The organism is Microbacterium sp. 3J1 (assembly GCF_001049495.1).
Taxonomy (GTDB): domain Bacteria; phylum Actinomycetota; class Actinomycetes; order Actinomycetales; family Microbacteriaceae; genus Microbacterium.
The window spans coordinates 424,081-438,560 of sequence record NZ_CDWI01000011.1 but is presented as its reverse complement, the minus strand read 5'-3'; the positions used below and the strand labels follow the sequence as shown (position 1 = coordinate 438,560).

Sequence of the window (14,480 nt, the reverse complement as noted above, 5' to 3'; positions counted from 1 at the left end):
GCGGGCGGGATCGCAGCGTTGCCGGGACCAGGCGGTGGGGCGAAACCGGGCGCGGGCGGGACCGCAGCGTAGCCAGGCGCGGGCGCGGGCGGGACCTCAGCGTAGCCAGGCGCGGGCGCGGGCGGCGGAGCGAAACCGGGTGCCGGCGCAGGAGGCGCGTCGCCGGCAGGCGCGCCCGACGTGGCAGCCCGGTCGTCTCGCGGCTCGCGCATCAGGCAGGCTCCGCAGACCTCGGCGGGGTGCCGGTGGCCCCGTCGTCAGGAGCTGTGCGCGGGGGCGATGCGGGATCGGCGGGGCGCGGCGGGATGACAGGGTCGACAGGCGGCGTCTGCGGTCCCTGCGCTCCGGGCTCCGAATCCCCGGCGGGTGCCGGATCCGCCTCGGGCGCATGGTCGGCCCCGGGTGCGGGCGGCTCGGGCGTCGTGGGCGGAGTCGTTGGGGGCTGCCCCCCGGGAGTGATGCGCTCGCCGTACCGTGGCGGTTCGTTCAGGTCGACCGGCCCTCGTGTCGGCGAGGGCTTCACCGCGCCGAGGGCCTGACGCGCCTTCGCGAGCGAGACGGCCTGGACACGCACCTCATAGTGATCCGCGGCGAACTGCGTGACGCTGGCGAAGTCGCGTCGGCGACGGACGATCGCGTACGTCACGAGGCTGAGCAGCATGCCCAGCGCGACGCCGATGAAGACGAACCCGACGAACAGCTGGATCGGCACCTCCGGGTTGCCGATCACGAGGATCGCCGAGAGGAAGAGCCCGATGAGCACGCCGTTGATCGCACCCGAGCGTGCAGCCGCCGCGTAGCCGAGGCGGCCGGTGATCCGCTCGACCGTCCTGACGCTCTGCCCGATGATCGCGATATCCCGCGCAGGCACCTCCTGCGCGATCAGTTTCGAGACCGTCTTCTGGGCGTTCTCGTAATCGCGGGTGGATGCGACGATCTCGCCCTCGTCGCGGCTGTCGGATGGACGGTTGAGCATGCTCATCCCGCCATTGTTCCATGCCCGTCGATGACGAGGCCGGGAGCGAGTCGTGCCGAGCCTCCGCCGCGCTCGTCGGGAGGGACGGCGGCGGCCCCGCGCACTACGCTGGACGGGTGAGCACACAACGGGTATTCGCCGCGCGCCTCGCCGGGTGCGCCGTCTTCGACCCCGTGGGCGACCGGCTCGGCAAGGTCCGGGACGTCGTCATCGTGTACCGAAGTACGGCAGCCCCGCGGGTCATCGGACTGGTCGTCGAGATCCCCGGACGCCGACAGGTCTTCCTCTCGATCGGCAGGGTCACCTCGATCCGGGCGGGCCAGGTGATCAGCACCGGTCTGATCAACGTGCGGCGGTTCTCTCCCCGCGCGGGCGAGGTGCGCGTCCTCGCCGAGCTGCTGGGCCGCCGCGTGAGCCTCGTCGACGGCAGCGGCACCGCGGTGATCGAGGACGTCGCGATCGAGCCGAACCGTCTCGGCGAATGGGCGATCAGTCAGCTGTTCCTCCGCCGCCCGAAGACGAGCGCCTCTCCGTTCGCGAAGGGGCCGACCACCTTCGCCGCGTGGAGCGAGGTCGCCGAGCAGCGCTCGCCCGGCGAGTCCCAGTCCGCCGAGCAGCTCGTCGCCTCCTACTCCGAGCTGCACGCCGCCGACCTCGCCAACACCCTGCTCGATCTCCCCCAGCAGCGCATGATCGAAGTGGCCGAGGAGCTCTCGGACGACCGTCTCGCGGATGCCCTCGAGGAGATGCCCGAGGACGAGCAGGTGCACATCCTCGACCGCCTCGGCGACGAGCGCGCCGCAGACATCCTCGACCAGATGGAGCCGGACGACGCGGCCGACCTGCTGGCGCAGCTTCCACCGAGCAGGCTCGAGCAGCTGCTCGAGCTCATGGAGCCGGAGGAGGCGGAGGACGTCCGCATGCTTCTCCGGTACGGGCCGGACACCGCCGGCGGTCTGATGACCCCCGAGCCGATCATCCTGTCCGCCGACGCCACCGTCGCGGAGGCGCTCGCGCTCATCCGCCGCCATGAGCTGCACCCGGCCCTCGCGGCAGCGGTGTTCGTGACCCTCCCGCCGTTCGAGACGCCCACCGGGCGCCTCCTCGGCATGGTGCATTTCCAGCGGATGCTGCGCTACCCGCCCCACGAGCGCCTCGGCGCGATCATGGACGACAGCCTCGAGCCCGTCACGGTCACGGCATCCGCCGCCGAGGTCGCCCGCATGCTCGCGAGCTACGACCTCGTGTCCCTCCCGGTGATCGACGCCGCGCATCGACTGGTCGGCGCGATCAGCGTGGACGACGTGCTCGACTACCTGCTGCCTGACGACTGGCGCACGCACGACAGCGACGACGCACCCGCGGCCGCGAAGGAGGTGCGCTGATGGCACGCTCCCCCCGCCTCGATGCTCCGCTCGGCCGCGGCACGTCCCGCCCGAGGTCCACGTCGCGCGATCGCTTCGGACGCTTCACCGAATGGGTTGCGCGTGCGATGGGAACACCCGCGTTCCTGCTGATCCTGACGATGTTCTGCGTGCTCTGGATCTGCTGGAACACCCTGCTTCCCGACCACCTCCGCTTCGACGACGCGGCCCTCGGCTTCACGGCGCTCACCCTGATGCTGTCGCTGCAGGCGTCGTATGCCGCTCCGCTGATCCTGCTCGCGCAGAACCGGCAGGACGACCGCGACCGTGTGCAGATCGAGCAGGACAGGCAGCGGGCCGAGCGCAACCTCGCCGACACGGAGTACCTCGCCCGTGAGATCGTCGCTCTGCGGATGTCGCTCGAGGAGCGCAACTCCCAGATCGTGACGCGCGACGTGCTGCGGCAGGAGCTCAAGGCGCTTCTGGCGGAGCTCGACGACCACGACGACGAGCCGGATGCCGTGCGCCCGGACAGCCGAACGGCATCGTGAACCCTGCCGACGCCGTTCGGGCCGCCGTGGCCGCCGTCGCAGACCCCGAGCTGCGTCGACCGATCGGCGATCTGGACATGGTCCGCGACATCGCCGTGGACGCGGGCAGGGCCACGGTCGGCATCGTGCTCACGATCGTCGGATGCCCCGCGGCCACGAAGATCGAGTCCGACGTCCGCGCGGCCGCGGCATCCGTGCCCGGTGTGACGGATGTCGTCGTGGATGTCGGCGTCATGACGCCCTCCGAGCGCAAAGCGCTGACCGAGAAGCTGCGCGACGGTCGAGCACCCCGGCAGATGCCCTTCGGGCCGGACTCCCTCACCCGGGTCATCCTCGTCTCCAGCGGCAAGGGGGGCGTGGGCAAGTCCACCGTGACGGCCAACCTCGCGGCGGCACTCGCCGCTCAGGGTCTCGCGGTCGGCCTGGTCGACGCCGATGTCCACGGATTCTCCATCCCCGGACTGCTCGGCATCCCCGCCGGCACCCAGCCCACGCGCATCGACGACCTGATGCTCCCGCCGGTCGCCCACGGCGTCAAGACCATCTCGATCGGCATGTTCCTCCGCGACGGCGAGGCCGTCGTCGCCTGGCGCGGACCGATGCTCCACCGCACGGTGCAGCAGTTCCTGACCGACGTGTACTTCGGCGACCTCGACATCCTGCTCATCGACATGCCTCCGGGCACCGGCGATATCGCGATCTCGATCGGGCAGCTGCTCCCCCATGCCGAGGTGCTCGTGGTGACCACCCCGCAGGCTGCGGCCTCCGAGGTCGCCATCCGCAGCGGACTCGTGGCACGGCAGACCGGTCAGCGGGTGATCGGGGTCGTCGAGAACATGGGACCTTTCACCCTGCCGGACGGAACCGTCATGGATCTGTTCGGCACGGGCGGCGGCGCGGCCGTCGCCGACGCCCTGTCCGAATCCGAGACCGGGGCCGTGCCGCTGCTCGCCAGCATCCCGCTCAGTCCCGCGCTGCGCGTCGGCGGCGACGCCGGGACCCCGATCGTCCTCACCGACCGGACGGATGCCGCCGCAGAGGCGATCCGAGCTCTGGCCCGCACGCTCGCAGCACACGGGCGTGGCCTCGCCGGACGCTCCCTGCCCCTGACGCTCGGATAGGCGCACGATGACCGTCACGATCGACGAGGCGCTGCTGCGCCGCATGGCACGCGACGCCGCGATCTTCTCGCTCACCCGGCCCCGAGCGATCGTCATGTGGATCATCCTTGCCGCCGCGCTCGTCGTCAGCACCCTCGGCGTGACCTCCGCAGGCAGCGGCGAAGGCACCCGCGCGTTCCTGCCGGTCGCGAGCCTCGGCCTGATGGCCTTCGCTGTGGTCATGACCGTCTCCAAAGCCCGCCGAGCGGTCCGCGTCGCGATGCCACCGGGCACGATCGTGTGGGCGCGGGTCGGAGCGGAGGCGCTGCACGTCGGAGCCGGCAGTCGCACCTCGGACATCTCCTACAGCACGTTCCAGAGTGTTCGTGCGGGCAGGCACGCCGTGCTCTTCACGGTGAGAGGGGCGGCCGTGATCACGGCGATCCCGCGAGCGCTGCTCTCGGATTCCGATATCGCCCAGGTCCGGGACCGCGTCGGATGAGGGACGCGCGCGCCTGAGGTCAGGTCGCCTCGGCGTCGAACGGCGGCGGGCTGGCGTGGGAGAACTCCGGACGCGTCCGCGGGATGCGCGGCGGGACGGACGACGTGCTCAGGGTCGGCTCGGCCATGACGGTCGCCGCCTTGACCTGCGGCTGAGGGCTGTCATCCTCGAACAACGCGTCGCGGATGATGCGCCGCGGGTCGTACTGTCGGGGATCGAGCTTGCGCCAGTCGACGTCGTCGATGTCCGGACCCATCTCGTCCCTGACGCGCGTCTTGGTGTCGCGCAGGAACTCGCCGGCGCGTCGAGCGAGCTTGGCGACGCTCTCTGCATAGCGCGGCAGCCGCTCGGGTCCGACGAGGAGGACCGCGATCAGACCGATCAGCAGAATCTTCTCGAATGAGATCCCGAGTTCCATGTCTACAGGCTACCGCCGCGCCTGCCGCGTGGCCGCGCGCCGAGCGCATACCCTGAAGGAACACACACCTCAGGCAGGAGATCCAGGGCAATGAGCGAGAACGATGCGAACGCACGTTTCATCCGCGAGTCCATCGTCGAGCCTGCAGCGATCGCACGGGCCCGCGCCCACGCCGTCGAGCTCGGTGCGGCTCCGGTCAGCCCGGCGATCGGATCGCAGATCGCCGTCCTCGCAGCGGCGACGGGAGCCCGGTCGATCGTCGAGATCGGCACGGGGGCCGGAGTCTCGGGCCTCTGGCTGCTCCGAGGAGCGCCGCAGGCCGTGCTCACATCGATCGACAACGAACCCGAGCACCTCGCCGCAGCTCGGCAGGCCTTCGCGGATGCGCGCATCCCGGCCACCAAGGCCCGTTTCATCACGGGCCGTGCGGCAGATGTCCTTCCGCGCATGAATGAGGCGTCGTACGACATCGTGCTCGTCGACGCCGACCCGGAGAACGTCATCGAGTACGTCGAGCACGGCCTCCGCCTCGTCCGCACCGGCGGGATGGTCATCGTCCCCCGTGTGCTCGCGGGCGGCAAGGTCGCCGACCCCGTTCAGCGCGACGAGGTCACCTCCGCGTTCCGTTCGCTCATCCAGGAGACCCAGGAGTCGCCGGCCGTGCTCGCGACCGTGTCGACCTCCGGAGAAGGCCTTCTGCAGCTCATCAGCATCGCCGATTCCTGACGAACAGGGTGCGAAAAGGGCGACGGATCCATGATCCGTCGCCCTTTTCGCACCCGCTCGCGGGTCCGTGGTCGATCAGGCCGGCGTCACGACGGCTGCCAGCACGTCGTGAAGCTCCTTCGCCTCGGCATCGTTGACCGAGACGACCAGGCGTCCGCCGCCTTCGAGCGGGACACGCACGATGATGAGTCGCCCTTCTTTCACGGCTTCCATCGGTCCGTCTCCGGTCCTCGGCTTCATCGCTGCCATCGTGGGCTCCTTTTCCTCCGGTGGTATGAAATCAGTTTATCGGTAGTCACCCGAACCTGGATGTCGCCCGTGAGAAAAATGCATCAAGCATTAACATTCACGGAACCTGCCAGAACGTGTTGCCGAGGGCATACATCGGGAAGATCCATGCCCATTGGGCGACGAGGCAGCCGATGAGAACCCCGCCGCGCCACAGCCGGGAACGAGGCACAGCCATCGCGCCCCAGAGCGGACTCAGCGGAAGCAGCAACCGGAAGGTGCTGGACTGCGGGAAGAAGACGGCGAGCAGATAGATGAGATAGCTCGCGCTCCAGAGCCGGAGGTCCACACCGAGGGCGCGCACCTGCGGCGCGTAGAGGAGCGCCGCGGCGGCACCGACGACGAGGATGACGAGTGCCACCGGCCCCCACGCGGCAGGGAGCCCCCATTGCCCGAACCAGAACTGCGAGGCCTGGATCCAGCCCTCGAAGGGGATGAAGCCCTCGACCCCTCCGAGTATCCAGTTGCGCCGCCACGCGAGCTCGGTCGCGAGATACGCGCCCGGATCGCCCGTCACGACGGCGGCGATGACCTGCCACGCGAAGCCGCACACCGTCGCCAGAGCACCGAGCGCGAGGATGTGCACGACATCTCGTCCGTCGAGCGGATCCTGGTGACGGCGCACGAGCCGGAGGATTCCGTGCAGACCGATGTACAGCGCGAAGGCGAGGATGCCCGGGCGCGTGAAGGCCATGACCGGAATCAGCGCGTAGAGCCAGACGTACCGCCGCCGCGCCATGAGGTCGAGCGCGACGAAGAGCATCAGGAGGAACAGCGACTCCGCGTATCCGACCTGGAACATCGCCGCCAGCGGCCCCGAGGCGAAGAACGCGACGGACCACATCGCCGCGCTCCGGCCGATCCGATCGCGGAGCAGGCGATGCAGAGCGAGGCAGGCCCCGTACCCGGCGACGAAGGAGATGAGGAAGGCCCCCATTCCCCACGAGCCGAACGGGAGTCCGACGACCTTCGCCGCGTATGCGAAGACCGGCATGAACGCCCAGGCGTTCTCGGCGACCTCACCGGATGCCGTGAGCGGCAGCTCGGCTGGATATCCCTCCTCCGCGACGAGCCAGTACCACTGGGCGTCCCAGCCGAGCACGAAGTCGACGAGCCCCGGCTCCGCCCCGAAGCGCGACAGCGAGGTGGACTGCTGGGCCGCGACCACCATCATCACCGTCGTCACGGCACGTGCGACCGCGTAAATCAGAGCGACCTGGAGCGGTACCGGAAGGCGCGCCCACCGGCGCGCCATCGTCATCGCGAACTGAGCCATGCCCGCAGTCCGCGCTCGACGGCGTCGATCTGCGCGAGGGGTACGCGCTCTTCGTCGTGGTGCGCGAGGTGCGGGTCGCCGGGACCGTAGTTGACGGCGGGGATGCCGAGAGCCGAGAAGCGGGCCACATCGGTCCACCCGTACTTCGGTCGCGGCTCCGCGCCGACGGCGGCGACGAACTCCTGGGCGATGGGTGCATCGAGGCCGGGTCGGGCTCCCTCTGCCGAGTCCGTGATCTCCACGTCGAAGCCGGCGAGGAGGTTGCGGATGTGCGCCTCGGCGTCGGCGGCCGTCTTGCTCGGGGCGAACCGGTAGTTGACCTCCACCTCGCACGCGTCGGGGATCACATTGCCCGCGACGCCTCCGGAGATGCGGACGGCGCTCATGCTCTCGCGGTACAGCAGGCCCTCGACCGGCACCTCCCGCGCGCGGTACTCCGCCAGGCGCGCGAGGATCGGGGCGGCACGATGGATCGCGTTCTCACCGATCCACGCACGCGCCGCGTGCGCACGGACGCCGGATGTGCGCACGATCGCGCGCATCGTGCCGTTGCATCCGCCCTCGACCTCGCCGTTGGACGGCTCCCCCAGGATGGCGAAGTCGGCCTGGAACAGATCCGGCCGAACGGCGGCGAGCAGCGCGAGGCCGTTCTTCGACGCCTCGACCTCCTCGTTGTCGTACCACATCCAGGTGATGTCGACGGAGGGTTCCGTGAGCTCCGCCGCCAGCTTCAGCTGCACCGCGGTGCCGCTCTTCATGTCGACCGTCCCCCGCCCCCAGAGATGAGGGACCCCGTCGATCTCGATGTCACGGGTCGGGAGGTTGTCATTGATCGGCACGGTGTCGATGTGCCCCGCGATCGCGACGCGCTGCGCGCGCCCCAGGTCGGTGCGCGCGACGATCGTGTTGCCGTGCCGGATCACCTCGAGGTGGTCGTATGCCGAGATGGCCTGCTCGATGGCATCCGCCAGCGCGCGCTCGCCGCCCGAGACGCTGGGGATGTCGCAGATCGCACGGGTCAGGTCGACGGAGGACGCGGTCAGATCGAGCACCATGCCCCCAGCGTACTTGTCGTGACACGGGGACAGGAGTCGCGCCCGCGGCGCGATACCGTGGAGTCATGACTGAGGCGCGCACCGTGTGGGGTACCGGACTTTCGACGATCGCCGGCGACGGCACCGTGCTGGACGCCTGGTTCCCCGAGGTGGCCACCGTCGCACCGTCGGCGGACGCCGCCGCCACCGCTTCGGCGAGGCTCGACGACCTCGCGGGACCCGACGAGCGCCGCAACGTCACCGTCGAAGTCGTGCAACTGCACATCGATCTCGATGCCGCGCCGGAGTCGACGGTCGACGCCTACCTCCGCCTCCATGCGCTGTCCCACCTCGTCGTGCGACCGAACGAGCTGAACCTCGACGGCATCTTCGGCCATCTGCCGAACGTCGCCTGGACGAACGCCGGCCCCGTGCACCCCGACGACGCGACCCGCCTCCGCCCGCTGCTGCAGCGGGCGGGGATCCAGGTGCAGGGGCTCGACAAGTTCCCGCGACTGACCGACTACGTGCAGCCGTCGGGGGTCCGCATCGCCGATGCCTCGCGAGTGCGTCTCGGCGCACACCTCTCGCCCGGCACGACAGTGATGCACGAGGGTTTCGTCAACTTCAACGCCGGCACGCTCGGCTCCTCGATGGTGGAGGGACGCATTTCGCAGGGCGTCGTGGTCGGTGACGGCAGCGACATCGGCGGCGGCTCCTCGATCATGGGCACGCTGTCGGGCGGTGGATCGCACCGCGTGTCGATCGGTGCACGCACTCTTCTCGGCGCGAACGCGGGCATCGGCATCTCGCTCGGCGATGACTGCGTCGTCGAAGCGGGCCTCTACGTCACCGCGGGGACCAAGGTCGTCCTCGTCGACGGGCCGGTGACCGCCGAGGGCGTGAAGAAGACGGTGAAGGGCGCCGAACTCTCGGGGCAGAACGGCCTGCTCTTCCGTCGGAACTCTCTGACCGGAGCCGTCGAGGCCGTCCGCCGTGCAGGCGTGGGCGTCACTCTCAACGAGGCGCTGCACGCCTGAGCGACGCGCGGGGCGACCGGTCCCAGGCTTCTCCCCCCTGTCGCGTGATAGTGTCGAAGCGACGCTCCTCGCGATGCGAGACGTCTGCGTCGTCGACACGCTCCCGCGCCACTTGCCTGGTTCTGGCCATCTCGAACGGCGAAACGATGCGCGATCCCGCGCCGTCGCCCACCTTTCCCCGCACCCGGCCCGCTGGTTCGTGCGTGCATTCTCGGAGATACTTCATGACTTCCTTCCTCGATCTCGGCGTGCCCGCCGACCTCGCCTCCGTCCTCGCGAAGGACGGCAAGACCGAGGCGTTCGCGATTCAGCGCGACACGCTTCCCGACTCTCTCGCGGGTCGCGACCTCCTCGGTCGCGGCCGCACCGGCAGCGGCAAGACGATCGCGTTCGCCCTCCCCCTCGTGTCCCGGCTCGCGGCGTCATCGCGCAAGAGCCGTCCGAACCACCCGCGCGGCCTCGTGCTCGCGCCGACCCGTGAGCTCGCAACGCAGATCGCAGCCACCATCGCGCCGCTCGCGGAGGCCAAGGGACTCCGTGTCGCCACCGTCTTCGGCGGTGTCAGCCAGCGTCCGCAGGAGCAGGCCATGCGCAGCGGCGTCGACATCGTCGTCGCCTGCCCCGGTCGCCTCGAGGACCTCATGAAGCAGCGCGTCGTGCAGCTCGACGCTGTCGAGGTCACCGTGCTCGACGAGGCCGACCACATGGCCGACCTCGGCTTCCTCCCCGGCGTCACCCGCATCCTCACCGCCACCCCGGCCGGTGGCCAGCGCCTGCTGTTCAGCGCGACCCTGGACCGCGGCATCGACACGCTCGCCCGACGCTTCCTCTCGAACGCGGTGAGCCATGAGGTCGACGAGGAGAGCGTGCCCGTCGGCGAGATGACGCACCGGGTCCTGGTCGTCGACTCGACCGACAACAAGACCACGCTGGTCCGCGATCTCGCGTCCGGCACGGGGCGCCGCATCCTCTTCACTCGCACCAAGCACCAGGCCAAGAAGCTCGCGAAGCAGCTCACGGCTGCCGGCATCCCGGCGGTCGACCTGCACGGCAACCTGTCGCAGAACGCCCGCGAGCGCAACCTGAGCGCGTTCTCGTCCGACCCCGCCGACGGCGGAGTCCGCGTCCTCGTCGCCACCGACGTCGCCGCTCGCGGCGTGCACGTCGACAACGTCGACCTCGTCGTCCACGTCGACCCTCCCATGGAGCACAAGGCGTACCTGCACCGCTCGGGCCGCACAGCACGTGCCGGCGCAGCGGGAACGGTCGTCACGGTCGTGCTCCCCGAGCAGCGCCGTGATGTCAAGGATCTGCTGCGCAAGGCGGCCATCTCGGTCGCGCTGGAGGACCTCACCGCCGCAGCCGTGACGGAACTCGTCCCCGAGCGTGCACCGCACGTGCGCCCTGCACCGGTTCAGCCGCAGCAGCAGCAGCGCCAGTCGCCGAAGCAGCGCCCGGCCGGTGGCGAGCGGAACTCCGCAGCCAACCCGCCGTCGCGTCGCAGCCGTCGTCCTCGGTCGGGGCAGGCGGGCCAGGGCGGTCAGGCAGGCCAGGGCGCGCAGGCAGGCTCGCGCCAGGGCGGACGCGGCGGCGGCCGCTCTCAGGGCGGTCGCGGCGGCCAGGGCCGCTGAGCCACGCCGCACCCATCGATCCGACGCCCCACCTGCACAGACGCCCCACCGGGCGGCTCCCGCAGGTGGGGCGTCGTCGTGCGTACGGGGTGCGGATGTGCGGACGCGGAGACAAGAGAAGAGCGGATGCCTGTGCAGGCATCCGCTCTTCTCTTCTGGGACCGGCGTCAGCGGGTCTGGAAGGTGCGCTCCGGGGACCCCGTGTACAACTGCTGAGGGCGGCCGATCTTGGTCTGCGGGTCGAGCTGCAGCTCGCGCCACTGGGCGAGCCACCCGGGAAGGCGGCCGATGGCGAAGAGCACGGTGAACATGCGCGTCGGGAAGCCCATGGCCTTGTAGATCACGCCGGTGTAGAAGTCGACGTTCGGGTACAGGCGACGCTCCTTGAAGTAGTCGTCCGCGAGGGCGATCTCCTCGAGCTCCTGCGCGAGGTCGAGAAGCGGGTCGGTGACGCCGAGCTCGGAGAGCACCTCGCCCGCAGCCTCCTTCACGAGCTTGGCGCGCGGGTCGTAGTTCTTGTAGACCCGGTGCCCGAAGCCCATGAGCTTCACGCCCTCTTCCTTGTTCTTCACCCGCTCGACGAAGCGCGAGACGCTCTGACCCGAGTCGCGGATCTGACCGAGCATCGTGAGGACGGCTTCGTTCGCGCCACCGTGCAGCGGCCCGGAGAGTGCCTGAATGCCGGCGGAGATCGAGGCGAACTGATTCGCGCCGGTGGAGCCGACGAGACGCACCGTGGACGTCGACGCGTTCTGCTCGTGGTCCTCGTGCAGGATCAGCAGCAGCTCGAGCGCCTTCGACATGACGGGGTTGACCTGGTACTCCTCGGAGTGCACTCCGAAGTTGAGCTTGAGGAAGTTCTCGACGAAGCCGAGGGAGTTGTCGGGGTACAGGAACGCCTGTCCGACGCTCTTCTTGTGCGCGTATGCGGCGATGACCGGCAGCTTCGCGAGCATGCGGATCATGTTGAGCTCGACGTGCTCGGGGTTGTGCGGGTCGGTCTGGCCCTCGTAGTAGGTCGACAGTGCGGCGACCGCCGACGACAGCACCGACATGGGGTGCGCCGTGTGCGGGAGAGCCGAGAAGAAGCGCTTGAGGTCTTCGTGCAGCAGTGTGTGCCGACGGATCTTCTCATCGAACTCGGCGAGCTCGGCGGCAGACGGCAGTTCGCCGTAGATCAGGAGCCAGGCGACCTCGAGGTAGCTGGTGTTGCCCGCGAGCTGCTCGATCGGGTATCCGCGGTAGCGCAGGATGCCCTTGTCTCCGTCGATGAACGTGATCTCGGACTTCGTGGACGCGGTGTTCACGAATCCGTAGTCGAGTCCCGTGTAACCGGTCTGGCGGGTCAGCGTCGAGAAGTCGATGCTGTCGTGCCCTGCGGTGCCGCGCACCAGGGGGAATTCTGCCGTGGTCTCGCCGACCGTCAGCTTCGCCGTCGCCTGCTGCTCTGCCGCTGCGCTCACGCGGGCCTCCTCGTGGATCTTCATCAAGCCGGATGTGGCGATGTCACGGCGCTGAGCGCCAGGTCGGAACGAGATCGTCGATACACGACCGAATCGCCTCTACAGCCTAGTAGGCGCGTAGGCCTACTGTGACATCGGACAAAAGAAGGCGCAGAGCAGGGAGGGAATCTACAGCGCGCTCTCGCGCAGACGGCGCGCGGCGTCGGCGATCCGCTCGGTGGGCGCCGTCAGCGACAGCCGGATGTGCTCGCTCGAGTGGTCTCCGTAGAAGGGGCCGGGCCCGGCGAGGATGCCGAGGTCGGCCAGTCTCGCGATGCTGGCCCAGGCGTCTGCGCCCTCCGTCGCCCAGAGGTACAGCCCGGCCTCTGAGCCGTCGATGCGGAATCCCGCAGCCTCGACCGCGGGGCGGAGCATGTCGCGCCGTTCGCGGTACAGCGCCTTCTGCGCTGCCACGTGCTCGTCGTCGCCGAGCGCCGCGGCCATCGCGTGCTGGACCGGGGCGGGGGGCATGAGTCCCAGGTGCTTCCGCGCGGCGAGCAGCTCGGCGATGAGAGCGGCGCATCCAGCGATGAAGGCCGCCCGGTAGCCGGCGAGATTCGACTGCTTGCTCAAGGAGTAGACGCTGAGCAGGCCTGCCCGGCTTCCGCCCGTGACGCGGGGATCGAGGACCGACGGAACAGGCTCCGTCGCCCACCGGCCGTCCCAGCCGAGCTCCGCGTAGCACTCGTCGCTCGCGAGCACCGCTCCGAGCTCCCGCGCACGCCGGACGGCGGCGGCGAGCTCGTCGATCGTCCAGGTGCGTCCGTCCGGGTTGCCCGGGGAGTTGATCCAGATGAGCCGCGTGCCCTCGGGCCACTCCGCGGGGTCGTCAGCGGCGAGCGGAGTGGCCCCGACGACGCGGGCGCCGACCTCGTACGTCGGGTACGCGACCCGCGGATGCACGACGATGTCACCGGCGCCGAGGCCGAGCAGGGTGGGCAGCAGAGCCACCAGTTCCTTGGACCCGATCGTCGGAAGCACATTGTCGACCGTGAGATCGGGCACTCCCCTGCGCCGCGCATACCAGTCGACGATCGCCTCGCGCAGAGCGGGAGTCCCGACCGTCTGCGGGTACGCGTGCGCGTCGGTCGCCTCGGTGAGGGCGGTGCGGATCAGCTCCGGCGTCGGGTCGATGGGCGAGCCGATCGAGAGGTCGACGAGACCCTGCGGATGCCGCGCGGCACGCTCACGGAAAGGGACGACCGCGTCCCACGGATAGTCGGCCAGGTCGCGGACGCTCACCGACTACTCGCCCTGGGGCGGGAGCGCGGAGATGATCGGGTGGTCGTGCGCGATGACGCCGACCTTCGCGGCGCCTCCCGGCGAGCCGATCTCGTCGAAGAACTCGACGTTCGCCTTGTAGTAGTCCTGCCATTCCTCGGGCAGGTCGTCTTCGTAGTAGATCGCCTCGACCGGGCACACCGGCTCGCACGCGCCGCAGTCGACGCACTCGTCGGGGTGGATGTACAGCGAGCGTTCGCCCTCGTAGATGCAGTCAACGGGGCACTCGTCGATGCAGGCGCGATCCTTGACATCGACGCACGGAAGGGCGATCACATACGTCACCCCCTCAGTCTACGTCTCGCTGCCGGTCCGATCTCTCAGGATCGCCCCGTCGCGCGTGGCCGTCGCCGTCGCGTCGGGCGCCTCGGTGCGCTCCGCCGGGGCATCCGTGCGCACCGGCAGCCGCCGGAACGACGGCCACGCGACGGCGAGCAGCACGAGCCCGGCGACGAGATAGGTCCAGATGCGGCCGCTGAGCGAGTCCTGCACGACGACCGAGCCGCCCGGGCCGACACCGGAGATCAGCACCAGCATCCCCAGCATCCCGAGACCCGAGGCGAGAGTCGCACCGCGGTCGTGGGTGAGCGCGCGGATCGCGACGAGTATCGAGCCGCAGGCGATCGCCCCCACGAGGAGGCCGACGGGCACGGGTCCCCACATCAGGCTGTGGCCGATCGTGCCGGCCACGCCGAACACGCCACCGACGAGAGCCGCCGCGATCCACGACAGCACCCGGGAGATCCATCCGATACGCACACGTCGATCCTACGCGCGCGGAGCCGGGCGGC

At 69.9% G+C, this 14,480-nt stretch carries 16 protein-coding genes; 7 read left to right on the top strand and 9 right to left on the bottom strand.

Annotation, left to right across the window (positions count from 1 at the left end; genetic code table 11):
- Positions 1-211 precede the first annotated feature (211 nt).
- On the bottom strand, positions 212-982 hold the full coding sequence (locus tag BN2660_RS11090) for a YflT domain-containing protein (protein ID WP_176697168.1): 771 nt from the start codon (positions 980-982) through the stop codon (positions 212-214).
- Between the two features lie 110 nt (positions 983-1,092).
- Here BN2660_RS11090 and BN2660_RS11085 point away from each other — a divergent pair, with 110 nt between their 5' ends.
- The 4 genes from BN2660_RS11085 to BN2660_RS11070 are packed head-to-tail and all read left to right on the top strand — an operon-like array spanning position 1,093 to position 4,493.
- Positions 1,093-2,361, top strand: a complete 1,269-nt coding sequence (locus tag BN2660_RS11085) for a magnesium transporter MgtE N-terminal domain-containing protein (protein WP_091233576.1) — start codon at positions 1,093-1,095, stop codon at positions 2,359-2,361.
- On the top strand, positions 2,361-2,891 hold the full coding sequence (locus BN2660_RS11080; RefSeq protein WP_091231674.1) for a DUF1003 domain-containing protein: 531 nt from the start codon (positions 2,361-2,363) through the stop codon (positions 2,889-2,891). The genes BN2660_RS11085 and BN2660_RS11080 overlap by 1 nt, the downstream gene beginning before the upstream one ends.
- Entirely contained in the window at positions 2,888-4,012 is a 1,125-nt protein-coding gene (locus BN2660_RS11075) for an Mrp/NBP35 family ATP-binding protein (RefSeq protein WP_091231672.1), read from the top strand. Before BN2660_RS11080 ends, BN2660_RS11075 begins: the two co-directional genes overlap by 4 nt.
- Positions 4,013-4,019: 7 nt before the next feature.
- The gene (locus BN2660_RS11070; RefSeq protein ID WP_091231669.1) at positions 4,020-4,493 is read left to right on the top strand and encodes a hypothetical protein; all 474 of its coding nucleotides are present in this window, start codon (positions 4,020-4,022) and stop codon (positions 4,491-4,493) included.
- 19 nt (positions 4,494-4,512) lie between these two features.
- On the opposite strand, the gene BN2660_RS11065 is transcribed toward BN2660_RS11070, so the two are convergent.
- Entirely contained in the window at positions 4,513-4,911 is a 399-nt protein-coding gene (locus BN2660_RS11065; RefSeq protein WP_091231667.1) for a twin-arginine translocase TatA/TatE family subunit, read from the bottom strand.
- Between the two features lie 90 nt (positions 4,912-5,001).
- On the opposite strand from BN2660_RS11065, the gene BN2660_RS11060 reads away from it, so the two are divergent.
- Positions 5,002-5,637, top strand: coding sequence for an O-methyltransferase (locus BN2660_RS11060; RefSeq protein WP_091231664.1), 636 nt, complete (start codon positions 5,002-5,004; stop codon positions 5,635-5,637).
- Positions 5,638-5,712: 75 nt separating this feature from the next.
- Here the strand turns inward: BN2660_RS11060 and BN2660_RS11055 are convergent, their stop codons facing one another.
- From BN2660_RS11055 to dapE, 3 genes are all read right to left on the bottom strand, one after another.
- Positions 5,713-5,886, bottom strand: coding sequence for a DUF3117 domain-containing protein (locus BN2660_RS11055; protein WP_067122349.1), 174 nt, complete (start codon positions 5,884-5,886; stop codon positions 5,713-5,715).
- A gap of 97 nt (positions 5,887-5,983) precedes the next feature.
- On the bottom strand, positions 5,984-7,201 hold the full coding sequence (locus tag BN2660_RS11050) for a hypothetical protein (RefSeq protein WP_091231661.1): 1,218 nt from the start codon (positions 7,199-7,201) through the stop codon (positions 5,984-5,986).
- Positions 7,183-8,256, bottom strand: a complete 1,074-nt coding sequence (dapE, locus tag BN2660_RS11045) for a succinyl-diaminopimelate desuccinylase (RefSeq protein WP_091231658.1) — start codon at positions 8,254-8,256, stop codon at positions 7,183-7,185. The genes BN2660_RS11050 and dapE overlap by 19 nt, the downstream gene beginning before the upstream one ends.
- Before the next feature lie 65 nt (positions 8,257-8,321).
- Between dapE and dapD the strand changes: the two genes are divergently transcribed.
- Together dapD and BN2660_RS11035 are read left to right on the top strand one after the other, a co-directional pair.
- Positions 8,322-9,275 (top strand): 2,3,4,5-tetrahydropyridine-2,6-dicarboxylate N-succinyltransferase, encoded by a 954-nt coding sequence (dapD, locus tag BN2660_RS11040; RefSeq protein ID WP_091231655.1) that lies wholly within the window; start codon positions 8,322-8,324, stop codon positions 9,273-9,275.
- A 224-nt stretch (positions 9,276-9,499) separates the two neighbouring features.
- A complete protein-coding gene (locus tag BN2660_RS11035) occupies positions 9,500-10,906 on the top strand; it encodes a DEAD/DEAH box helicase (protein ID WP_091231651.1) in 1,407 nt (468 codons plus the stop codon).
- A gap of 167 nt (positions 10,907-11,073) precedes the next feature.
- Here BN2660_RS11035 and BN2660_RS11030 read toward each other — a convergent pair whose 3' ends face one another.
- The 4 genes from BN2660_RS11030 to BN2660_RS11015 all read right to left on the bottom strand — a co-directional run bounded on the left by BN2660_RS11030 (position 11,074) and on the right by BN2660_RS11015 (position 14,448).
- Positions 11,074-12,369: a citrate synthase gene (locus BN2660_RS11030; RefSeq protein WP_255305125.1), complete on the bottom strand. Its 1,296-nt coding sequence runs from the start codon at positions 12,367-12,369 to the stop codon at positions 11,074-11,076.
- Positions 12,370-12,537: 168 nt separating this feature from the next.
- Positions 12,538-13,650, bottom strand: a complete 1,113-nt coding sequence (dapC, locus tag BN2660_RS11025) for a succinyldiaminopimelate transaminase (RefSeq protein WP_091231646.1) — start codon at positions 13,648-13,650, stop codon at positions 12,538-12,540.
- Positions 13,651-13,653: 3 nt separating this feature from the next.
- Complete coding sequence (fdxA, locus tag BN2660_RS11020) at positions 13,654-13,974, bottom strand: ferredoxin (protein WP_091231642.1); 321 nt, start codon at positions 13,972-13,974, stop codon at positions 13,654-13,656.
- Positions 13,975-13,983: 9 nt separating this feature from the next.
- The gene (locus BN2660_RS11015; protein WP_255305124.1) at positions 13,984-14,448 is read right to left on the bottom strand and encodes a histidinol dehydrogenase; all 465 of its coding nucleotides are present in this window, start codon (positions 14,446-14,448) and stop codon (positions 13,984-13,986) included.
- Positions 14,449-14,480 lie beyond the last annotated feature (32 nt).

Excerpts from the sequence above, each read along its gene's own strand:
- BN2660_RS11090 (WP_176697168.1), bottom strand. The coding sequence starts at position 982 with ATGAGCATGCTCAACCGTCCATCCGACAGCCGCGACGAGGGCGAGATC.
- BN2660_RS11080 (WP_091231674.1), top strand. The coding sequence starts at position 2,361 with ATGGCACGCTCCCCCCGCCTCGATGCTCCGCTCGGCCGCGGCACGTCC.
- BN2660_RS11070 (WP_091231669.1), top strand. The coding sequence starts at position 4,020 with ATGACCGTCACGATCGACGAGGCGCTGCTGCGCCGCATGGCACGCGAC.
- BN2660_RS11065 (WP_091231667.1), bottom strand. The coding sequence starts at position 4,911 with ATGGAACTCGGGATCTCATTCGAGAAGATTCTGCTGATCGGTCTGATC.
- BN2660_RS11060 (WP_091231664.1), top strand. The coding sequence starts at position 5,002 with ATGAGCGAGAACGATGCGAACGCACGTTTCATCCGCGAGTCCATCGTC.
- BN2660_RS11055 (WP_067122349.1), bottom strand. The coding sequence starts at position 5,886 with ATGGCAGCGATGAAGCCGAGGACCGGAGACGGACCGATGGAAGCCGTG.
- BN2660_RS11050 (WP_091231661.1), bottom strand. The coding sequence starts at position 7,201 with ATGGCTCAGTTCGCGATGACGATGGCGCGCCGGTGGGCGCGCCTTCCG.
- dapE (WP_091231658.1), bottom strand. The coding sequence starts at position 8,256 with ATGGTGCTCGATCTGACCGCGTCCTCCGTCGACCTGACCCGTGCGATC.
- dapD (WP_091231655.1), top strand. The coding sequence starts at position 8,322 with ATGACTGAGGCGCGCACCGTGTGGGGTACCGGACTTTCGACGATCGCC.
- BN2660_RS11035 (WP_091231651.1), top strand. The coding sequence starts at position 9,500 with ATGACTTCCTTCCTCGATCTCGGCGTGCCCGCCGACCTCGCCTCCGTC.